This window comes from Rhodococcus sp. MS16 (genome assembly GCF_013277795.1).
Classification (GTDB): domain Bacteria; phylum Actinomycetota; class Actinomycetes; order Mycobacteriales; family Mycobacteriaceae; genus Rhodococcus_F; species Rhodococcus_F globerula.
Genome location: NZ_VBTM01000010.1, coordinates 25,063 through 45,639 on the forward strand (window position 1 = coordinate 25,063; position 20,577 = coordinate 45,639).

Here is a 20,577-nt window from a genome sequence, read left to right on the forward strand (position 1 = left end):
CGGGACTCATCGTGACGATCAATCAGTCCGACAACGACGAGGTTCGCGAGATCCAAGCTGGAACCGCACCTACTCGCTTTGCACGTGGATGGCACTGCATTGGACTCACGGAGTCCTTCAAGGACGGCGAACCGCACTCCATCGAGGCGTTCGGCACCAAGCTCGTCGTCTTCGCCGACAGTGAAGGCAACGTCAAGATCCTCGACGCGTACTGCCGTCACATGGGTGGCGACCTGAGCCAGGGCACCATCAAGGGCGACGCCATAGCCTGTCCGTTCCACGATTGGCGCTGGGGCGGCAACGGCAAGTGCCAGAAGATTCCGTACGCACGCCGCGTTCCCCCGCTCGCCAAGACCCGCGCGTGGCAGACCCTCGACCAGGACGGCATGCTCTTCGTCTGGCACGACCCCGAGGGCAACCCGCCGACGGACGACGTAGCCATCCCCCGCATCGAAGGCGCGCTCAGCGACGAGTGGAGCGACTGGGTCTGGTACACCACGACCGTCGACACCAACTGCCGCGAAATCGTCGACAACATCGTCGACATGGCGCACTTCTTCTACGTGCACTACTCCTTCCCGACGTACTTCAAGAACGTCTTCGAAGGCCACGCCGCAACGCAGTACATGCGCGGCGTCGCTCGCTCGGACATGCGTCCGCACGCAGCAGGCACCCCGAAGATGGTCGGCAGCAACTCCGTCGCCACGTACTTCGGCCCCTCCTTCATGGTCGACGACCTGACCTACGAGTACGAGGACTACAACGTCGACTCCGTACTCATCAACTGCCACTACCCGGTCAGCGCAGACAAGTTCGTGCTCCAGTACGGCATCATCGTCAAGAAGTCGGATCGTTTCCAGGGTGAAGCCGCCGACGCGATGGCAGCGAACTTCGGCACGTTCATCGCCAAGGGCTTCGAGCAGGACGTCGAGATCTGGAAGAACAAGACTCGCATCGAGAACCCACTCCTGTGCGAAGAGGACGGCCCGGTCTACCAGCTCCGTCGCTGGTACGAGCAGTTCTACGTCGACGTCGCGGACATCGCTCCCGAGATGACCGAACGCTTCGAATTCGAACTCGACACCGCGCGCCCCGTCGCCGCCTGGCAGAAGGAAGTCGAAGACAACCTCGCTGCGAAGAAGGCAGACGAAGATGCAGCCTCTTCAGTGCGCTGAGTGCAAGGCGCAGGTCCTGGTCCAGAAGAACAGTTGGGAACACACCACCGTTCAGTGGAGTGACCAGGCCCGCGCCAAGTGCCTCGAGATCGCCGACGAACGTGAATTCGGGCAACGTGAGGGACGCCCAGGCGCTCCTCGCAAGGAGTGCGGCGCCTTGATCGCGTCCATCGTGAACGCTGCAACGGCAGGCGAGCTCGAGATCCTCAACGACGAGCCGGTGCCCAAGCCGATCGTCGACGACAGCGAACCCGTTCCCGCTCCGTTTCATTAGTCAAGCCAACATCTTTCGAAGAAGGTAGTAATGATCGATCCTCAGTACTACGGCCCGTGGGCAGTCATCGCCGGCGGTTCCGAAGGTGTCGGCGCGGGGTTCGCCGACGAGCTCAGCAAGCTCGGTATCAACCTCGTGCTCATCGCCCGCAAGCCGGGCCCGCTCGAGGAGACCGCGGCCAAGGCACGTGCCAACGGCGTCGAAGTACGCACTCTTGCACTGGATCTGCTGGTTCCCGACGCGCTCGATCAGATCAAGGCTGTCACCGACGACGTCGAGGTTGGCCTGCTCATCTTCAACGCCGGCGCCAACAGTTACGGCCACGAGTTCGTCACCGGTGATCTGACGGGATTTGCCGGAGTCATCGAGCTGAACATCAATAAGCAGCTCGAACTCTCGCACCACTTCGGCGGATTGATGAAGGATCGCGGACGCGGCGGCATCATGCTGCTCGGTTCGCTGGCCGGATTCATGGGTTCCGAGCACCAGAGCATCTACGCAGCGTCCAAGGCATTCGGACGCATCTTTGCCGAGAGCCTGTGGCTCGAACTCCAGCCGTACGGCGTTCACGTCGTCGAGTTCATTCTCGGGGTGACGCGCACACCGGCTATGATTCGCGCCGGTCTCAACTTCGACATCCCCGGCATGAACGTCGCCGAGCCCGAAGATGTTGCACGCGAAGGCCTCGAGCACCTTGCCGACGGCCCGATCTGGGTTGCCGCAGGAAACTACGAGGGCGCTCAGAAGCGCAGCGGCTTCCCCCGTGACAAGATGGTCAAGGGCGCTGCCGAAGCGATGCGCAAGCTGCTCAACCGCTGAGATCTGCTGTGCGCCTTTATTAACCCCTCTACGTTAAGAAAGGCGCACAGCATGAGCGTCGACATCACCACTCTTCTTGCCGAACGCGAGATCACCCGCTCCATCTTCGAGTTCGCCCGAGCCATGGACGCTCGCGATTGGGACGAACTCCACCGGATCATGACGCCGGACGCTACTGCAGAACTGGGTACCGGAACGCTGCGCGGACCCGCCGAGGTCGTGGCTTCCATCCGCTCGTTCCTCGACGAGTGCGGTCCCACCCAACATCTGATCGGCAACGTGCTGGTCGAGGTGGTCGGCGATCTCGCCACCAGCCGCTCCTATGTCAGCGACATGCATGTTGGCACCGGGAGCAAAGCTCACCTGAACTTCTTCACCCTCGGCGACTACCACGATTCGTGGGCGCGGATCGACGGAACGTGGCGAATGACGCACCGCACCAAACATTCCCACGCCAGCCAGGGATCTATCGAGGTTCTGGGCACCGGCCCCAGCGGTTGGCGGAGCTGACTCAGCTCAACATCGACGAACGGCCGGTCGCGAGCGGGCTCTTGCTGGTGAGTCCCCCGTCGACCACCAAGGTCTGCCCGCTCATGTAGCGAGATTCGTCCGAGGCCAGGTAGACCATGGCGTGCGCGATGTCTTCAGGTTCGCCGAGGTAGGGAAGCGCGTTTGCCTGCTTCATTCCTTCGATGACGTCAGCCGGGATGTTGTCCACGAGTGCGGGTGTCATAATCGCACCCGGTGCCACGGCGTTGCACCGAATGTTCTCCGGCCCGTACTGAACAGCGATGTACTGAGTCAGCCGGATCACCGCAGCCTTGGCCGCGCCGTAGGCCGACTGCAAAGAGTCACCGATCAATCCGCCAACCGACGCGGTGTTCACGATCGACCCACCGCCGGCCTTGATCATGTGCGGAATCGCCAGCCGCGACGCGACAACGGTGCTGCGAGCGTTGAGCGCCATGACACGATCCCACTCGTCCAAGTCCATCCGAAGCAGATCAAGATCCTTGCGTGGATTGCTTCCACCGACGTGATTACACAGCACGTCGATGCCACCGAATTCGGCTACTGCTCGGTCGATCATCGCAGCGACGGCATCTTCGTCCATCACATTGACGCCGAAACCTACTGCAATACCGCCTGATTCACGAATCGAAGCAGCAGCCTCCTCCGCGTGAGACGCATCAAGATCGGCAACCAGAACCTTCGCACCTTCTGCAGCCATCAACCCTGCCGCAGCGCGCCCGATCCCGCTGGCCGCCCCCGTGATCACAACATTCTTACCTTCGAGCCTGTTCATCTTCGTTCCTTTCGGGGTATCACCGAGCTCCGGATCTCCCGTAGGGCGGGAAATACCCAATTGATCCCAGTGAACGCCTGACGAACGGCTCAGTCCAACTTTCTTGAATGAACTCACAAGTACGTGACGAGTGACCTTGCCCCTGCTACACCCGAAATTCGGCGGGCGGCTACACGATCCCAACCGGCCGGTCGCCGACGATGGAGATCCGATCCATCACGCGCCGCGCGGGAAAATAATCACTCGACGCATAATGCTGACACGTCCGATTATCCCAGAAGGCAACGGTATTCGGCTCCCACTTCAACCGGACCTGGAACTCCGGACGGTTGACGTGCCGGTACAGCAGGGTGAGAAGTTCGTTCGACTCTTCTTGCGAAACGCCGACGATCCGCTGCGTGAAAGTCATGTTCACGAACAGGACCCGTCGGCCGCTCTCGGGAATAACGCGCACAACCGGATGGCGAACCGGCGGAAATTTGGGGCGCAGCATGTCTACCGCTTCGGCCGGCATCGACTTTCCGAACGCGTTGATCCAATCATGCTCGGCTTCAAGGTGTTCGATGCGTTCCTTGATGTCCTGCGGGAAGAGGTCGTACGCCGCAGCAGTGTCAGCCCACAACGTGTCGCCTCCAACTTCCGGCACTTCGACGGCCCGAAGAACTGCCGCAAAGGACGGATGCTCGTGCCACGTCACATCGTTGTGCCAGTTGTTCTCGACGCCCCCAACCATCGCGTCCTTGGCCAGCGTTGTGACGTCGATGTCGGTCTGACCAGGCTGGGTGTATTTGAAGAACGGATGCTGCTCCAGTGAACCCCATCGTTCCGCGAAGGCACGATGCTCCGCGCGGTCGATGTCCTGGTCCCGAAAGAACAGCACCTTCCACTCGAGCAAGGCGCGGCGTAGTTCGGCCATGACCTCGTCGGACAGGTCGCCACCCAGCCGCAGCCCCGAGATTTCCGCACCGATGGTGGGTGTGTGCGGCTTGACCGCAAAATGGATATACGGCTCTGGTTCAACCGTTTCCGGATTCCGTTTTGCCACTAGCGGGCCATACGCAGCCAATGGGTCCGTCGGAATCGGAAAGATCATGGTGGGAAACAGGACGGCCATCTTCAGACTCCCTCGAGAACAGCGACAGTGAACCAGATCACTTCAACTTTAAGGAGACTCCCTTAACCTGTCAATGACTCATCCCGGACTTATCGCAGCAACACCCCCTTGATCTCGTTCTTGAGCACCTTCCCCACTTTCGACCGCGGCAGATCTTCCCAGACGACAACCTCTTTCGGTGTCTTCACGCTTCCGATGCGAGCCTTCACAAAGGCCATGACTTCGACTCCGTCGATGACAACTCCCTGATGCGGCTGCACTACAGCCACAACGCGCTCGCCCCACTTGTCGTCAGGGAGGCCGATCACCCCACAGTCCTGAATTCCCGGATAGGCCATGAGGGCCTGCTCGACCTCCACCGAATAGACGTTGAATCCCCCGGTGATGATCATGTCCTTCGCCCGGTCGACGATGAACAGGAAGTTGTCCTCGTCCAGATATCCGATATCACCAGTGTGATGCCATCCGTGTGCCGATGCCTCCGCACTGGCTTCGGGGTTCTTGAAGTACCCCGCCATCACCAGCGAACTGCGAATCACGACCTCACCGCGTTCTCCGCGCCCGAGCAGTTGCCCCTTGTCGTTCATGATTGCGACGGTGACCAAAGGCGACGGGCGTCCGGCGGAGGACAGCCGCTCGGTTGCAATGGCACCGTCCGGGCCGAAATGGTCCTTCGGCGCCATCGTGGAAATCATCATCGGCGCTTCGCTTTGGCCGAACAGTTGCGCCATGACCGGCCCGATCTTGGTGATCGCCTCCCCCAGTCTGGTCGGCGAGATGGGCGCTGCGCCGTACCAGAAGCATTGCAGCGAGCCAAGATCCGTGTCCGCCAGATCGGGGTGCTCGAGCAGCATGTAGATCAGCGTCGGCGGCAGGAACGTGTGCGTGACCCGATGCCTCTGTACGTTCTCCAAGAAGACACCGAGATCGGGTTTCGGCATGATGACAACCTCCCCGCCCAACGCCATAATCGGGAAGCAGAGAACCCCGGCCGCGTGTGTCAACGGCGCCAACGCGAGATACACGGGACGACCCTCGAACGGGTAACTCATCAACGTGATCGCTGTCATCGTCTCGATATTGTGGCCGGTCAGCATCACGCCCTTGGGGCGCCCGGTGGTGCCGCCGGTTCCGACGAGCATGGTCACGTCGTCGGGCGGCGACGCCTCCGAATCGTGCTCCCCGAGCCATTTCTCGAGTGACGGCGCCCAGTCGGTCTCACCGTCGATGCAGACCAGCGTCACCAGTTTCGGCAGCGCCTGCCGGATCGAATCGACAAGAGGCGCATACGACTTCTGGAAGAACAGGGCCCGAGTATCGAACAGATCCAACAGGTCTCGGTTTTCCGCAGCCTCGTTGCGCGGATTGATCGGGCACCACACCGCACCCGCCCGGCTGATACCGAAAACGCACGAAAACGAGATCGGATCATTGCCGGACAGGATGGCCACTTTGTCTCCCGGGGCAATCCCGGAGGCTGCAAGGGATGAGGCAAACCGGCGACTGAACTGTTGAACGTCACCGTAGGTGAGCGTGCGCTCCCCCATCGTCAAACATGGCGCGGTGGAACCGAGAGAGGCTCCCTTGTCGAGATAGTCGGTCAAACGCATAGCGGGAGCCTCTCAGGCAGAATCGAATGGTGGTCTAGGTGTTGACGGTGATTTCCGGCTCCAGCACCAAACCGAAACTCCTTAGCGCACCGAGCAATTCACGGTGACCGAAGGCCTGGCACGCCGACGCCAACCCGGCACGCTTGGGCGGCTGCTGCAGCAGCGAGTGAGCCGCGTACGCCTGCAGCAGGCCCGTCTGCTTGTAGTTGCAGTTGCCGTGGATGACGACGTGAGCGCGTCCGAGCGGACCGGATGCGTACACCGAGTCCATCGACGTGTTGATGCGCGGGTTTTCCCGTGGCGGCATGCCTGCCTGCACAGAACCGGCGATTTCCGCCAGCGCTGCCTCCTGCTGATCGGCGGGCAACGTCTTGATCTGCTCTTCCACCATCTTCTGGGTGGCAACAACACCTTCCATCACAGATCGGTCGAACACGCCACCCGCAGCCTTGACGTTGGATACGCGCGGGTCGTTCTTGAACCACACAGGATGGCAGGTTCCGCCCCACGGCAAAGCGAGAGCGGTTTCGTGCTGACCCGGAACAACAACGTCGAAGGTCGAACCGGGCGCCCACTGCACGTACTTGTTCTGCTCGAGGTAGTACCAGTTGGCTTTGAGGATCGTGAAGATGGTCTGGGTGGACGCGTACGTGGGAAAGCCCTTCCACAACACCAGAATATCGAGGGTGTCGAGGCCCGGATTCTCCAGCGCGATGTTGGCAGCGATCTCACCTGTCGTGTACATCTGCGCAATACCAGGTGAGAGCAACAAGCCCTTCTCCTGGTACTTGTCGCCGAACTTCTCTTGGACGTCGAGAACCCAGTCCTGCTCACCGGTGGTGTCCATGTAGTGGCAGCCGGCATTGAGCGCTGCCTCGACCACGGTGCCACCCAACTTGATGAACGGGCCAACCATGTTGCTGACTACCTGTGCGCCGGTGAACAACTCGGTCAATGCTTCTACCGTATGCTCCACCTCGACCACTTCGTGATCAACAGTGTCGAGGCCGGGGATCTTGTCGAGCACTTCCTGGATGCGTGCGGCATCTCGGCCGGCGGCGATGAACGGAATGTTGAACTCACGCAGGTATTCACACACGAGGCGTCCCGTGTACCCGGAAACGCCGTAGACGACGACTGGCTTCTTGTCAGACATGTTGGTTGAACCTTTCGAAGTTGGGGTCGAGCCGAAAAAGACTGTGTGGGTTACATACCCATGCCGCCGTCGACGGGCAGGCCGATACCGGTAATGAAGCGGGCAGCATCCGAGGACAGGAAGACGACGGCGTCCGCCATGTCGTTCACTTCACCGAGACGCCCCAGCGGGGTGAGACCGATGACGTCGCCAACGGCCGCCTCCGCACTGGGCCACAGACCTAGTTTCTCCATGTCCGACGCAAGACCCCGACCCATCTCCGTCGCGACAAGTCCCGGATAGACGCAGTTCACGCGTACTCCGTAGCCGAGTTTGCCGGACTCCGTCGCAGCAACGCGGGTAAAACGGTCGACGGCGGACTTGGTGGCCGAGTACCCACTGATACCGGGAAACGGAATTGTGGCCGCAACCGACGAGATGTTGATGATGGAACCGCCGCCGCCGGCAATCCCACCAGGCCGCATGCTGCGCAAACCGTGTTTGGTGCCGAGCGCGGTGCCGAGGATGTTCACCTCACACATCCGGCGGATGTCATCCGCGTCCAGGTCCACCACGAGCGAAGAGATTTCAATGCCCGCATTGTTGACGAGGATGTCGAAACCGCCCAGGGTCTCCGTCGTGGCAGCGACCGCGTCAGCCCAGTTGGCGTCGTCGGTGACGTCCAGCTTCACGAAGCCCGTCTTGGCTCCGCCCGAACCGACGGCCTCCGCGGTTGCCCGGCCCTCGTCCTCGAGAACGTCGCCGATCATCACCGACGCTCCCGCCTTTGCCAACGCCTCTGCCATTCCAGCACCAAGACCCTTGGCGCCGCCTGTGACCAGCGCTTTTCGTCCCTCGAGATCAAACACGCTCATTTTTCACTGCCTCCATGACTGAAATGAATCTCGCGATGCCACCGTTCACAGCGACGCTGCCAAGTGGTGTGAGTCACAGAGTATTCAACTTTGGACGAGTGTCAAGAGAAATCTTGACGACTGTCAAGATTTTGTTACACGATCGTCAAAGAGCAGGGACTACACTGTTTCCAGCAGCCGGTCATACTGATGGCACACATCGCACGAACAGGACGTAACGCCGTGACTACCACCGTCGAGAATGCAAGTGGGACAACCAAAAAGTCCTCCCCGAGCAATGCCGACAAGGTCTCACGTCGGCAGGTCGACAAGTTCTCGGATCGCCGCGACGAGCTGGCCGAAGCAGCGTTGCAAACGCTCGCCGAACTCGGATATGCGCGTACCAGCCTGCGCGAAATCGCTCAGAACTCCGAGTTTTCGCACGGCGTCCTGCACTACTACTTCAGCGACAAAGTCGACCTCATCACGCACTGCGTGCGCCACTACAAGGCGCGTTGCGTCACCCGCTACGACGGCATAGTCTCCACTGCGCAGACACCCGACGAGCTGCGAGCGGGCTTCGGGGCTATCTTGGCCGAGACCATGATCAACGAGGCGACCATGCACCGGCTCTGGTACGACCTGCGAGCACAGTCTCTGTTCGAGGATTCTTTCCGCGCGGATGTGGCCGCGATCGATGAAAGCCTCGAAAACATGATCTGGCGCATCGTCAGCCGCTACGCAGAGCTCCTCGACACCGAACCCACCATTACGCCCGCCGCTATGTACGGAGTTTTCGACGGCCTGTTCCAACAGAGCCTGCTTCGCCATTTCTCCGGCGACGCGAGCGCAGCCACGTATCTGTCCGACACCGTACAGTCGATTCTCTTACAGGTGGTGCCCACACCACACCCCTAGCGGGCAGCGATACTATCCGTGACAAACCTTGCGCCACGATCGAATTCGGCCACCACATCGTAGCCGGCATCCTGACGCCAGAACCTGACCAGCGTGCTGTAGACGCCACCGATCATCTGCGCCAAGAACAACGGTGGATAGTCGGCTCGAACTTCACCGGTCTCGAGACCTGCCGTGACGATGCGCAACAGTTCCACGTGAAACCGCTTGTCGTGGGCGGCTCCCGCACCGGATGCGGCAAAGTCGCGTTCCAATTCCGTTGTCACCATACGCAAATAGCGTGGATGCTTCACCGCTTGCAGTGCAAAATCCTCGAAGAGCTTGACGATTCGATCCGTCGTGGACATCGGCGTACCCATGAGCTTGTCCACCATTGACGCCAGCCGATCCAGATGGTCGCTGTGCAGCGCTTCGAGAACCGCATCCTTGCCCTGAAAATAATTGAAGAAAGTAGCCCGCGAAACTTCTGCCCTTTCGGCGATATCGTCGACGGTAGTGCTGGCAAATCCTTGCGCCGAGAAGAGAACACGGGACGCGGACAACAACCGATCGTTGGTGTCGCGCTTGTTCTGCTCGCGTTTGGAAACCATGTCTTTGGAAACCACGTCTTTCGAAACCACGCGGACTCGCCTCCTCAGCCCTTGGCCTTGCAATCAGCGTACGTAAGAATATAGATGGACTACAGTCCAATTATGTCGACTGTAACCACTGAACGCCAGGGCAAGGTACTTATCGTTCGGATCGAACGCGAAGAACGTCGCAACGCCATCAACCGCGAAACCGCCGAGGGCATCGAATCCGCACTCGACCTCCTCGACGACGATCCCGAGCTGTGGGTCGGCATCATCACCGGCACAACCTCCGTCTTCTGCGCCGGCACCGACATCCGTGAGCGCGCCGACCTTCGCATGCCGCGCGGTGGCGAATACGGCGTCATCCGGCGACAGCGCAACACGCCGTTGATCGCAGCAGTCGAGGGATACGCATTGGGCGGCGGATTCGAAATCGCCCTGGCCTGCGATTTGATTGTTGCTTCTCGCACAGCACAATTCGGCCTTCCCGAGACCCGCCGCGGATTGGTCGCCACGTCGGGTGCCCTGTTCCGGGCACCACGCGCACTACCTCTCAACGTTGCCCGTGAACTCTTGATTACCGGCCGCACACTCGATCCCGAACGCGCGCTGAATTTGGGCGTCGTCAATGCGGTAACCGAACCGGGCAAGGCGCTCGACGAAGCACTGGCTATGGCGTCGGAAATCTGCGAATCCTCCCCCACCTCGGTGAGCCTGACTTTGAAGTCGGTGAATGCCCTGTACACCGAAGATGATTCGCATGGCTGGAATGTCACCGACACGGCGCGCGATCACATCCTGCAATCGCCGGACATCGCCGAGGGACTCGACGCATTTGCCAACCGCCGAGTGCCACGTTGGAACAACGTCCCGACCGCATGAGCAACCAGCATTCGGGACAGATTCCCTATAGGGCTGGTGGGAAAGGTTGCCAGCCGGTTACAGTCACTGGCGTGAAGGGATTCGGCGCATACACGACACGCACGCTGCTGACGCGGCGTCGCCATGTCGATTTTGCGCACGTCTGTACCTCTGGGTGTCCGATCTTCTGATCGGACCTACTTCCGCGGTCACCGCCCGCGGAAGGTATTCGTATGCTCACCCAGATCAGGGGATCTTTCTGTCATGACCACCGCATCCGTTTCACACTTGAGTTCCGTTGTTGCCGCGAACGCTGACGCGATCGGCAAGGACTCCGGCAAGGCTCATGTCGTCTTCAAGGCGTCGGCGCAAGCCCACGATGCCGTTGCCAGCACAGTCACGCTCGGCAAATACAGCGTCGAGGTCGACGAACCGCCGGCCCTCGGCGGCGAGAACACTGCCGCCAATCCGGTCGAGTACTACCTCGCTTCACTTCTGTCCTGCCAGGTGGTGACGTATCGAGTATGGGCGGACAAGCTCGGCATCCGACTCGACGACATCTCGGCACGCGCCGAGGGCGACCTCGACGTGCGCGGCTTCTTCGGATTCGACGACGCTGTCCGCCCCGGTTTTTCCGAGGTTCGTGTGGTTGTCACACTGACCGGCCCGGAATCGCGTGAGCGCTACCTGGAGTTGCAGGAGACCGTCGACGCCCATTGCCCCGTGCTTGATCTCACCCGCAATCCTGTTCCAGTGCATACAGTCGTCGAAACCGCCTGACCCGCATCAATCACCTTCACTACGGAGTATGAATTCATGAGCGAGAACACCCCAGCCGAAATTGATCCGACCGCCAACTGGTCGTTCGAAACCAAGCAGGTCCACGCCGGGCAGGGCCCCGACAGCGCCACCAATGCTCGGGCACTGCCGATCTACCAGACCACCAGCTACGTCTTCGACAGCACCGACCACGCCGCCGCGCTGTTCGGCCTCGCCGAACCCGGCAACATCTACACCCGCATCATGAACCCGACGCAGGACGCCGTCGAACAGCGCATCGCTGCCCTCGAAGGCGGAGTTGCGGCGCTACTGGTCGCGTCCGGTCAGGCTGCGGAGACGTTCGCGATCCTCAACCTCGCCGAAGCCGGTGACCACATCGTCTCGAGCCCGCGTCTGTACGGCGGCACGTACAACCTTTTCCACTACACGCTGCCCAAGCTCGGTATCACCGTCGACTTCGTCGAAGACCCGGACAACCTCGATCACTGGCGCGAGGCAATCCGTCCGAACACCAAGGCGTTCTACGGCGAAACCATCTCCAACCCGAAGAACGACGTGTTCGACATCCCCGGCATCAGTGCGATTGCCCATGAGAACGGCATCCCGCTGATCGTGGACAACACGGTCGCAACTCCGTATCTCATTCAGCCGCTGAAGCACGGCGCGGACATCGTCGTACACTCCGCCACCAAATACCTTGGCGGACATGGCACCGCGATTGCCGGCGTCATTATCGACGGCGGAACTTTCGACTGGACCCAGGGTCGCCACACCAATTTCACCACCCCGGATCCCAGCTACCACGGCGTCACCTTTGCCGACCTCGGTGCGCCCGCTTACGCTCTCAAGGCCCGCGTTCAGCTTCTGCGCGACCTCGGTTCGGCAATCGCACCGTTCAACGCGTTCCTGATTTCGCAAGGCATCGAAACGTTGAGCCTGCGTATCGAGCGCCACGTGTCCAATGCGCAGAAGGTGGCCGAGTTCCTCGACAGCCGCGCCGAGGTTACGTCGGTGGCCTACGCCGGACTGCCGTCATCTCCGTGGCACGAGCGCGGAAAGCAGCTGGCACCCAAGGGCACCGGCGCAATCGTGGCGTTCGAGCTGGCCGGTGGGGTCGATGCGGGTAAGAAGTTCGTCAACGCCCTGACTCTGCACAGCCACGTCGCCAACATCGGTGACGTCCGCTCGCTGGTCATCCATCCCGCGTCGACGACGCACTCGCAGCTCACTCCCGAGGAGCAGCTCGCGTCGGGCGTTACCCCGGGACTCGTCCGCCTGGCAGTCGGAATCGAAGGAATCGACGATATCCTCGCCGACCTCGAAATCGGTTTGGCTGCAGCAGCTTCCTGATCGCCGACAACAAAAGGCTCGGCCCCGACGCGAAAGTCGGGGCCGAGCCTTTTGCCGGGTGAAACTAGCTCTTGGGCGTGAAGGCCGCAAGCGGTTCGCTTGCTGACCAGTCGTGGCCCCAGTAGCTGTCCGCTGTGATTTCCTCAGCGGTGTAGAACGCTTCGTCGACCAGCATTCCCTCGCAACCGAATTCGAGGTCCCAACCACCGGGAGCGCGCACGTAGAACGACACCATCTTGTCGTTCGTGTGACGCCCCAAGGTCGAGGAGATCGTGAAGCCGAGCTTGGCGACACGATCGAGTGCCTGACCGACAGAGTCGAGGGTCTCGGCTTCCATCATCAGGTGCACCAGACCAGGCTCGTCGACCGGCGGGGCGGGGCACAGAGCCAGGCTGTGGTGACGCTGGTTGACACCCATGAAGCGGACACGGCGAGCCGGCGGCGGCGCGTCGATGCCGCCGAGGCGAATGGAGCCGCGCGGCAGGAAGCCCAGAACCTCGGTATAGAAGGTGTGCGCTTCGTCGAAACGCGTGACGGGGAGCACGACGTGGCCGAGTCCCTGATCGCCGGTGACAAAGCGTCCACCGTGCGGGGTGACCAACGGGCTGTGGTCGAGAACCGGCCCGAAGAAGACCTCGACACGGTTGCCGTTGGGATCGTTGAACGCGATGACCTGCTCGGCGTCGCGGTAGCTGGCATCGGTCTCGGAGAGAACCTCGACCTCGACCCCGGCCTTCTCGACGGCTTCGCGAACACGCTGGAGCGCGAACTGATCTCGCACTTCCCAGCCCACTGCCAGCGCCTTGTCCGACTCACCCGGAAGGACGATCAGTCGCGAGCGACGCTCGTCCAGACGGAGGTAGAGGCCGTCGGGTTCCGGGCCGCTGCCGACCGCGAGACCGAGTCCGTCAACCACGAGCTCGCGCCAGCGAGCCACGTCCTGCGTTTGGATCCTGAGATACCCCAGGCCCCGAATTTCAGTCATGCCTAACCGTCCTTGCTTCGAAAGTATTTGTGGGACTAGATCATCGAGCGGTGGATGCCCTGCGGCTCGCCACCGAGCTGCGTCAGGGTCGACGCGTGGAAGATCGATCCGGGCACGTGGATGGCATGCGAGAGACCCGCGTGCGCGTCACGCCAGAATCGCTGCATCGGAGTGCTGAGCTGGAGGGCGCCGCCGCCGGAGCGAGCGAAGATCTCGTCCACTGCGCGCACTGCACGCCACGCGGCAGCCGTCTGAGTGCGTCGGCCGATGGAACGAAGTTCGAACGAAACTTCCTGGCCCTTTTCGGTCATGTCCCAGAAACGGTCGACCGTCTCGAGGATCGCCGCGCGCGAAGCCGCGATCTCCGCAGCAGCCTCGCCGATGGCGAAGAGTACGTACGGATCTTCCTTGATCGGGACACCACTGACTGTGACGCGCTCACGCTGGGCTGCAATGTTGCAGGCCAATGCGCCTTCGGCGATACCGATCAACGAGGAGGTGATGCCGAGCGGGAAGATGCAGGAGAACGGGAACTTGTACAGGGTCTCCGTGCGGCCGGCTTCCTTCCACGCGCTGCCGTCGTACACCTTGGACGCGTCGATGGTGCGGTAGGCGGGGAGAAAAGCATCCTTGATGATGAGGTCCTTGGAACCGGTGCCTCGCAGGCCCACGACGTTCCAGCTGTCCTGGTCGATTTCGTAATCGCTACGCGGCAGCAGGACGTGCAGGTGCTTCGGCGGCATGAGGGGCTTGCCCTCGGCGTCGCCGACCATCGCGCCGATCATGACCCAGTCACAGTGATCCGTTCCCGAGGAGAATGACCAGCGACCGTTGAGGATGTAGCCACCGTCGACGGGACGAGCAACACCCATCGGTGCGTACGGGGAAGCCATCCAGGTGTCCGGGTTCTCGCCCCAGACCTCTTCCTGCGCCTTCTTGTCGAAGAATGCAAGCTCCCACGGGTGGACGCCAACGATGCCGCTGACCCAGCCGGTTGCGCCGTCCATCGCGCCGATAGCCATTGCCGTCTCGGCGAACTCACGCGGGTGCGATTCGAGCCCACCGAATTCCTTGGGCTGGAACATGCGGATGACGCCGGAATCGCGAAGACGCTTCGCGTTGCCGTCCGACAGCTGCATGATCTTGTCGCCCTCGACGCCGCCTGCGCGGATCTCGTCGGCGAACTGAGAGATGTTGTCTAGAACCTGTCCCATGGTTTTCTCGGCTTTCTGGTTTCGGTACCCGGCGAATGCCTAGGCAGACTTCTTCGCGGCGAGTCCAAGCGCGATGTCGATCAACTGGTCTTCCTGCCCACCAACTACCTTGCGGCGGAAAACTCGCTGCGTATCACTGAGCATCGCGTCCTCCTGGAAGATCTGGCGAGGTGAAAATCTGTTGGTGAAACCGTGGCAGGTGCGGATCGGTAGTGCAGAAATGCTTCCCGGTGAGTGGGAGCAGCCCCTGTGCGCCTTTTTGGTAGTGGGAACTGCCGGAAAGGCGCACGGGGGCCGAAGGCCCTTACGGGCGGGTAAGGAATGCCAGAACTGCCGAGACCCAAGCGTCGCGGGCCTCGATCATCGTCCAGTGACCGCACCTGGGGAAGATGTGCACTTCACCGTTGGGAATGTCGCGCATCGGCAGAATCGCCATGTCGACGGGGCTGACGCGGTCATCGCGACCCCAGGTGAGCAGTGTCGGAGCCTTGATCTTGTTCAACTGTGCCCAGTACGGAACATCCGTCGACGCAGCAGCGGCGGCGCCCATAGCGGCCATGGCCTTGCTGCTGTACATCCGGCGTGCGATCTCGAGGGTCGTCGGCTCGGTGGCGAGCGCCCAACGCTCTTCGATGAGCTGCTCGGTGACAACGGCCGGGTCGAAGACCATCGACTGCAGCCAACGGATCAGGGCTTCGCGGGTGGGGTTGTCGGTGAATTCCATGAGGAGCTTGATGCCTTCACCGGGGCCGGGCGAGAAGGTGTTCTTGCCCATGCCACCGATGGTGACGAGCTTGCTGACGCGGTGCGGTTCGTCGATCGCGACCTTGGTGGCGACAATGCCGCCCATGGAGTTGCCGATCAGGTGGACCGGACCGAGACCGAGTCCGTCGAGGAACGCGCTGACCGAAGCCTGAGCCATCATCATCGGATGGCCGTCGCCCGGGTCGCTGACGCCGAAGCCGGGGAACTCGAGAACGTAGCAGTGGAAGTGCTCGGCGAAGTCCGCGAGAACGCCGCGGTAGTTGCGCCACCCGGTGACTCCGGGACCTGATCCGTGCAGCAGCACCAGCGGCGGACCGTCGCCGGCCTCGTGATACCGAAGCACACCGAGATCGGTCTGCAGCTCTTTCAGAGTGTCCTCGTAGCTCAGTTCAGTCGTCATACCCGGAACGGTGCCATCACCGCCGCTGAGCTGCTACGAACCGTCCCGATCAGCGAGACAGAAAGGGCAAGAAAACTCAGATCCACTGCTCGGTGGACGCCGCCAGAAGTCGGTCCATCGTGTCTGCCGAGAAGGTGTTTGTCGGGATCGGAGGAGCCTTGCGGCCACGGCGAGGCGCACCCAGCTCGGGGTACAGCGAGCGCGAGACCTCACGGGCCGCGTCGACTACCAACGGGGCGACTCGCTCGAGCTGAGCCGTCCGCATGTCGCCGCACAACGCAATGCTGCCGACGGGGCCTTCATGCCCACGAATCGCAGCGGCCACGCATGCCAGGCCGCGAGCGGATTCACCGCGCTCGAAGGCCAAGCCCCGGCGCTGACGGATGCGGTTGAGTTCCTGATGCAAGATGCCGATCTCCGCGATGGTGTTCTCGGTACAGCGCGGAAGGGTCGCGCCGAACAAGGCGTCGACGCGCTCCGGATCGATCCACGCGAGCATCGCCTTGCCGCCCGCGGTGGAGTGCGCAAGAACCCGGCCACCGACGCGCGACGGGAGTGCAGCGGCAAACCGGCCGCCGACCTTGTCGAGATAAACAGTTTCACGGCCGTCGAGCACCGAGAGGTGCACAACCATTCCGGTCTGAAGGTGCAGTTCGTGCAGGAGGGGTGCAGCAGCTTCACGAATCTGGCTGTGGCCACCGTCGCCGCCACCGAGGCCGAGTGCACGCCGTCCGAGGCAGTAGCCGAACGATGCGTGATCTACCCAGTCGAGCTTGACGAGCTGATCGAGAATGCGGTGGACGGTGGAGCGCGGCAACTGCGTGCGGCACGCCACCTCTTCCAGGGTGAGCCGTGCTGCGCGTCCGTCGAAGGCGTCGAGAATCAGCGTCATCCGCTCGACCATCGACGGCGGAAGATCCTTTTTAGCCTGAGCGCTGGTCGGCTGAGCAGTGGTCATGGTGTCGTTGATTTCAACGATGGTCATTGACGCCTCCCGGAAACTGGAATTGATTCTAGTGACTATAACCCAGGTCACAGTATCTGGAAAGCCAATCCGACAATCTCATCCCGATCACCGGAAATTTCTGTGCCAGAACTGCTCGTCGCAGCTATAAACGCTCGATGCACCTCGGACTCGTCACACCGGTACTGATCCAGCACCCCAGCACCCGATCAGATTGGGAAGCGACGGCTGAGATCGACGAGGTCGCACAGATCGCCGAAACTGCTGATCGCCTCGGTTTTCACCACCTGACCTGCAGTGAACATATCGCAGTTCCCACAGAAATAGCCGGAGAACGCGGCGGAACCTACTGGGATCCGCTCGCAACACTCGGATATCTTGCGGCTCGAACACGCACTATTCGGCTCGCAACTCAAGTGCTCGTGCTGGGATACCACCACCCACTGGAGATCGCGAAGCGCTACGGAACGCTGGATCGGGTCAGCAACGGGCGACTTGTCCTCGGCCTCGGAGTCGGGACGCTAAAAGAAGAATTCGATCTCATAAACGCTCCGTTCACCGATCGTGGAGCTCGCGCCGACGACGCCCTCGCAGCGCTGCGCACCTCGCTCTCCACTCCGCTCCCGGAGTACCACGGCGAGTTCTACGACTACTCGGGATTTGTTGTCGAGCCGCACGCCGTCCAACCGCGAGTGCCTCTCTGGATCGGTGGCCGCACCAAGCGCTCACTGCGCCGCGCACTCACCCATGGCGACGGCTGGGTTCCCTTCGGACTGCGCCTCTCGGAGCTCGCGGACATGCTCGCGGCAGCGCCGCTCCCCGAGAACTTCGACGTCATCTTGTCCACTGGCGCAGCCTTCGATCCGCTCGGCGACCCGGAACGCGTCGTCCACTCACTGACCCGAGTCCGCGACGCCGGTGCCACGATCGCCAGCACGTCGATCAGCGCGTCGAGCGCTGAGCACTTCGCGGAACAACTCGAGGAACTTCACCGCATCGCCCTCGCCGAGGGCATCGATTTCACCTGATAGATCCACTTCGTCTACGTAAGGAATGCCGATGACCGACGCCACCGCACTGAGCAACTCACTTGCCCTGGTCGAATCACTGATTGCCCGAGTCGAATTGCTCGAAGACAAGCTGGCCATCACCGAACTGCTCACCGCGTACAGCCCGGCCGTCGACAGTGGATCTGCCGACGAGGTCGCAAACCTGTGGCTCGAGGACGGTGTCTACGACGTCGACACGGGAGCAATGCACGGCCGTGGCGAACTCCGCGCCATGGTGCGCAGTGCCGCTCATCAGAACTGGATCATGAACGGCGCAGCGCACATGATGACGCCGGCGCACATCCGCATCGACGGCAACAAAGCCGTCGCAACCTGCCACTCGCAGCTCGTCATCAAGGATCCCGAGAACCCGTCCGGATTCAAGGTTCTCCGGATCACCGCGAACCGGTGGGAACTGGTCAAGAACGACGGCGTCTGGAAGGTCGAATTGCGTACGAACGCGCTCCTCGACGGCCGCCCCGAAGCCCGCGCCCTCTTGGCCGCAGGGGTGGCGAACTAGCTCTTCTTGCTCTGCCCGAACGTCATCCAGCGCGTCCCTCACAAAACGCGCTGGATGACGTCGAACTAGTTAGCTTCCGTCAAAGTTGCCTTGGCCCAGCGGTAGTCGGCCTTGCCACTGGGAGAACGACGGATCTCCGACACGCTCACGACGGTACGAGGCACCTTGTACCGCGCGACCTGAGACGCGCAATGCTCACCGATCTCGGCGAGGTCCGGGACAGCGAAACCGTCACGAGTGGTGATGACCGCAGCCACGCGCTCGCCGAACTTGTCGTCCGGCACTCCGGCAACCAAGGCGTCGAGAACAGCCGGATGACTCTTGAGTGCCTGCTCGACCTCTTCGGGGTACACCTTCTCGCCACCGGTGTTGATGCACTGAGAACCGCGCCCCAGCAGAACAATCGAGCCGTCGGCCTCGACCCGTCCGATGTCGCCGAGAACCGACATGCGGACGCCGTCGACGACGGGGAACGTCGCTGCCGTCTTCACGGGATCGTTGAAGTATCCGACCGGAACGTGACCGGAACGAGCGATGTACCCGGTCTCGGGTGAACCGGGCTCGAGCGGACGCATCCGATCGTCCACGACACGAGTCTCGTCGCGAGCGGCGATCCGCATCAAGCCGTCCGCGCCGATCTCGAGGTTGCCGTCGACGCCGGACTCGGACGAACCGAAACCGTCGCGGATGATCAGGTTCGGAAGAATCGACTTCAACTGCTCACGCAGGGAGAGCGAGAACAACGCTCCGCCGGACGAGACCATGCCCACCGTGCTGAGGTCGTATTCCGCGGCGTTCGCAGCCAATTCGTCGGCGAGCGGGCGTGCCATCGCGTCGCCGACAACGGTGATGGAGACAGCCTTTTCACTCCCGGCAAGCTGGAGCGTCTTCTTCGCGTCGAAACGCGCCATCAGGATTGCGTTGGCGCCCATGAAGAATCCGGTGAACAACGAGTAGGACGCTGCGCCGTGCATCAGCGGTGCAGTGCTGAGCATGTTCATCGCGGGGACGTGCGGCACAGCGGCGTACAGATCTTCGGCCTTGACGTGCGGAGGGCCGAACGGGTTTCCACCTGTGAGCGCTGCGAAGTAGAAATCCTCGTGACGCCACATGACGCCCTTGGGCATACCCGTCGTGCCGCCGGTGTAGATGACAAAGAGGTCGTCTTCGCTGCGCGGCCCGAAGTCTCGCTTGGCCGACTGCGCCTGCGTTGCAACGTCGTAACTGATGCTGTCGACGCCGGCAAGCTCAGCTTCGCCGACGACGACAACATGCTTGACGCCGGGCGTTGTGGGAAGGATCGACGCGACGGTGTCGGCAAACTCCTCGTCGACGATGAGTGCGACCGCCATGGAGTCGTTGTAGAGGTACGTCAGCTCGGCATCGACGTAGCGGTAGTTGACATTGATCGGCACTGCGCGAATCTTGAGGCAGCCCAACAGGCTTTCGACGTATTCGATGCTGTTGCGCATGTGCAAGGCGACGTGATCTCCCGGTCCGACGCCAACACTCGCGAGGTGATGGGCGATGCGGTTCGAGCCTTCGTCGAGTTCCGCGTATGTCCGTCGACGCCCGTCGCACACGATTGCCGTGCGATCCGAGATCAAGTCCGCTACGCCCTCGTACAGATCTGCCAAATTCAGTGACACTGTTGGTGCCTTCCGTTATTTCAGGTGCGGCAGGTCCGGCCCGGCCGCATCTAGTGGTACTTCGAGTGCGTCATCCGCCGATCCGACGCCCCAACAACGATGCCAGGAGCTGCGCAGATCCTCCCGTTGTTCCACCCGATGCAGCCAGAGCGGATCCTGCTGTGAGGATCTCCGACGATTGGCTGGGGCGTAGATGCTTCCGAGCAGGCGAGTCGTTGAACATGGGTTGCTCCGGGCAGTGTCGGCGGTGACGCAAGTGCGTG

22 protein-coding genes are annotated in these 20,577 nt (G+C 61.7%); 10 read left to right on the top strand and 12 right to left on the bottom strand.

The window, feature by feature from the left end; genetic code table 11:
- The first annotated feature begins 11 nt into the window (after window positions 1-11).
- Genes FEZ60_RS21700 through FEZ60_RS21715 form a run of 4 tightly spaced genes read left to right on the top strand, consistent with a single transcriptional unit; the run spans window position 12 to window position 2,778 of the window.
- On the top strand, window positions 12-1,175 hold the full coding sequence (locus tag FEZ60_RS21700) for a Rieske 2Fe-2S domain-containing protein (RefSeq protein ID WP_033233219.1): 1,164 nt from the start codon (window positions 12-14) through the stop codon (window positions 1,173-1,175).
- The gene (locus tag FEZ60_RS21705) at window positions 1,153-1,449 is read left to right on the top strand and encodes a hypothetical protein (protein WP_033233220.1); all 297 of its coding nucleotides are present in this window, start codon (window positions 1,153-1,155) and stop codon (window positions 1,447-1,449) included. The genes FEZ60_RS21700 and FEZ60_RS21705 overlap by 23 nt, the downstream gene beginning before the upstream one ends.
- A 30-nt stretch (window positions 1,450-1,479) precedes the next feature.
- Window positions 1,480-2,268 carry an SDR family NAD(P)-dependent oxidoreductase gene (locus tag FEZ60_RS21710; protein ID WP_045064968.1) on the top strand — a complete coding sequence of 263 codons (789 nt, stop codon included), beginning with the start codon at window positions 1,480-1,482 and terminating at the stop codon, window positions 2,266-2,268.
- Between the two features lie 51 nt (window positions 2,269-2,319).
- Window positions 2,320-2,778: a nuclear transport factor 2 family protein gene (locus tag FEZ60_RS21715; RefSeq protein WP_020909165.1), complete on the top strand. Its 459-nt coding sequence runs from the start codon at window positions 2,320-2,322 to the stop codon at window positions 2,776-2,778.
- A gap of 1 nt (window position 2,779) precedes the next feature.
- Here the strand turns inward: FEZ60_RS21715 and FEZ60_RS21720 are convergent, their stop codons facing one another.
- The 5 genes from FEZ60_RS21720 to FEZ60_RS21740 form a co-directional block, all read right to left on the bottom strand.
- On the bottom strand, window positions 2,780-3,574 hold the full coding sequence (locus tag FEZ60_RS21720) for an SDR family NAD(P)-dependent oxidoreductase (protein WP_045064972.1): 795 nt from the start codon (window positions 3,572-3,574) through the stop codon (window positions 2,780-2,782).
- 169 nt (window positions 3,575-3,743) lie between these two features.
- A complete protein-coding gene (locus tag FEZ60_RS21725; protein ID WP_172936972.1) occupies window positions 3,744-4,688 on the bottom strand; it encodes a TauD/TfdA family dioxygenase in 945 nt (314 codons plus the stop codon).
- A gap of 89 nt (window positions 4,689-4,777) precedes the next feature.
- A complete protein-coding gene (locus tag FEZ60_RS21730) occupies window positions 4,778-6,298 on the bottom strand; it encodes an AMP-binding protein (protein WP_116102733.1) in 1,521 nt (506 codons plus the stop codon).
- A gap of 34 nt (window positions 6,299-6,332) precedes the next feature.
- Complete coding sequence (locus FEZ60_RS21735) at window positions 6,333-7,454, bottom strand: DUF5938 domain-containing protein (protein WP_045064978.1); 1,122 nt, start codon at window positions 7,452-7,454, stop codon at window positions 6,333-6,335.
- A gap of 50 nt (window positions 7,455-7,504) precedes the next feature.
- The gene (locus tag FEZ60_RS21740) at window positions 7,505-8,308 is read right to left on the bottom strand and encodes an SDR family oxidoreductase (RefSeq protein WP_172936973.1); all 804 of its coding nucleotides are present in this window, start codon (window positions 8,306-8,308) and stop codon (window positions 7,505-7,507) included.
- A 189-nt stretch (window positions 8,309-8,497) separates the two neighbouring features.
- Here FEZ60_RS21740 and FEZ60_RS21745 point away from each other — a divergent pair, with 189 nt between their 5' ends.
- Window positions 8,498-9,205, top strand: coding sequence for a TetR/AcrR family transcriptional regulator (locus FEZ60_RS21745; protein WP_172936974.1), 708 nt, complete (start codon window positions 8,498-8,500; stop codon window positions 9,203-9,205).
- On the opposite strand, the gene FEZ60_RS21750 is transcribed toward FEZ60_RS21745, so the two are convergent.
- Entirely contained in the window at window positions 9,202-9,825 is a 624-nt protein-coding gene (locus tag FEZ60_RS21750; protein ID WP_230590074.1) for a TetR/AcrR family transcriptional regulator, read from the bottom strand. The two genes, FEZ60_RS21745 and FEZ60_RS21750, sit on opposite strands and share 4 nt — an antisense overlap.
- A 72-nt stretch (window positions 9,826-9,897) precedes the next feature.
- Between FEZ60_RS21750 and FEZ60_RS21755 the strand changes: the two genes are divergently transcribed.
- The 3 genes from FEZ60_RS21755 (at window position 9,898) to FEZ60_RS21765 (ending at window position 12,768) form a co-directional block, all read left to right on the top strand.
- On the top strand, window positions 9,898-10,659 hold the full coding sequence (locus FEZ60_RS21755; RefSeq protein ID WP_045064983.1) for an enoyl-CoA hydratase-related protein: 762 nt from the start codon (window positions 9,898-9,900) through the stop codon (window positions 10,657-10,659).
- A 243-nt stretch (window positions 10,660-10,902) separates the two neighbouring features.
- A complete protein-coding gene (locus FEZ60_RS21760) occupies window positions 10,903-11,418 on the top strand; it encodes an OsmC family protein (RefSeq protein WP_033233232.1) in 516 nt (171 codons plus the stop codon).
- Window positions 11,419-11,454: 36 nt separating this feature from the next.
- Window positions 11,455-12,768, top strand: coding sequence for a bifunctional o-acetylhomoserine/o-acetylserine sulfhydrylase (locus tag FEZ60_RS21765; RefSeq protein ID WP_045064988.1), 1,314 nt, complete (start codon window positions 11,455-11,457; stop codon window positions 12,766-12,768).
- A gap of 64 nt (window positions 12,769-12,832) precedes the next feature.
- Here FEZ60_RS21765 and bphC read toward each other — a convergent pair whose 3' ends face one another.
- From bphC to FEZ60_RS21790, 4 genes are all read right to left on the bottom strand, one after another.
- Window positions 12,833-13,753 carry a biphenyl-2,3-diol 1,2-dioxygenase gene (gene bphC / locus FEZ60_RS21770; RefSeq protein WP_172936975.1) on the bottom strand — a complete coding sequence of 307 codons (921 nt, stop codon included), beginning with the start codon at window positions 13,751-13,753 and terminating at the stop codon, window positions 12,833-12,835.
- Window positions 13,754-13,788: 35 nt separating this feature from the next.
- Window positions 13,789-14,967 carry an acyl-CoA dehydrogenase family protein gene (locus FEZ60_RS21775; protein ID WP_033233236.1) on the bottom strand — a complete coding sequence of 393 codons (1,179 nt, stop codon included), beginning with the start codon at window positions 14,965-14,967 and terminating at the stop codon, window positions 13,789-13,791.
- Window positions 14,968-15,271: 304 nt separating this feature from the next.
- Window positions 15,272-16,132 (bottom strand): alpha/beta fold hydrolase, encoded by an 861-nt coding sequence (locus FEZ60_RS21785; protein WP_033233239.1) that lies wholly within the window; start codon window positions 16,130-16,132, stop codon window positions 15,272-15,274.
- Between the two features lie 76 nt (window positions 16,133-16,208).
- On the bottom strand, window positions 16,209-17,117 hold the full coding sequence (locus tag FEZ60_RS21790; RefSeq protein WP_033233241.1) for an IclR family transcriptional regulator: 909 nt from the start codon (window positions 17,115-17,117) through the stop codon (window positions 16,209-16,211).
- A 137-nt stretch (window positions 17,118-17,254) separates the two neighbouring features.
- Between FEZ60_RS21790 and FEZ60_RS21795 the strand changes: the two genes are divergently transcribed.
- Window positions 17,255-18,124 carry a TIGR03619 family F420-dependent LLM class oxidoreductase gene (locus tag FEZ60_RS21795; RefSeq protein ID WP_172936976.1) on the top strand — a complete coding sequence of 290 codons (870 nt, stop codon included), beginning with the start codon at window positions 17,255-17,257 and terminating at the stop codon, window positions 18,122-18,124.
- 49 nt (window positions 18,125-18,173) lie between these two features.
- The gene (locus FEZ60_RS21800; RefSeq protein ID WP_084702654.1) at window positions 18,174-18,665 is read left to right on the top strand and encodes a nuclear transport factor 2 family protein; all 492 of its coding nucleotides are present in this window, start codon (window positions 18,174-18,176) and stop codon (window positions 18,663-18,665) included.
- Window positions 18,666-18,730: 65 nt separating this feature from the next.
- Here the strand turns inward: FEZ60_RS21800 and FEZ60_RS21805 are convergent, their stop codons facing one another.
- Both FEZ60_RS21805 and FEZ60_RS21810 read right to left on the bottom strand, forming a co-directional pair.
- Window positions 18,731-20,314 (bottom strand): AMP-binding protein, encoded by a 1,584-nt coding sequence (locus tag FEZ60_RS21805; protein WP_172936977.1) that lies wholly within the window; start codon window positions 20,312-20,314, stop codon window positions 18,731-18,733.
- A 70-nt stretch (window positions 20,315-20,384) separates the two neighbouring features.
- Window positions 20,385-20,537 carry a hypothetical protein gene (locus tag FEZ60_RS21810; RefSeq protein ID WP_162487725.1) on the bottom strand — a complete coding sequence of 51 codons (153 nt, stop codon included), beginning with the start codon at window positions 20,535-20,537 and terminating at the stop codon, window positions 20,385-20,387.
- Window positions 20,538-20,577: the final 40 nt, after the last annotated feature.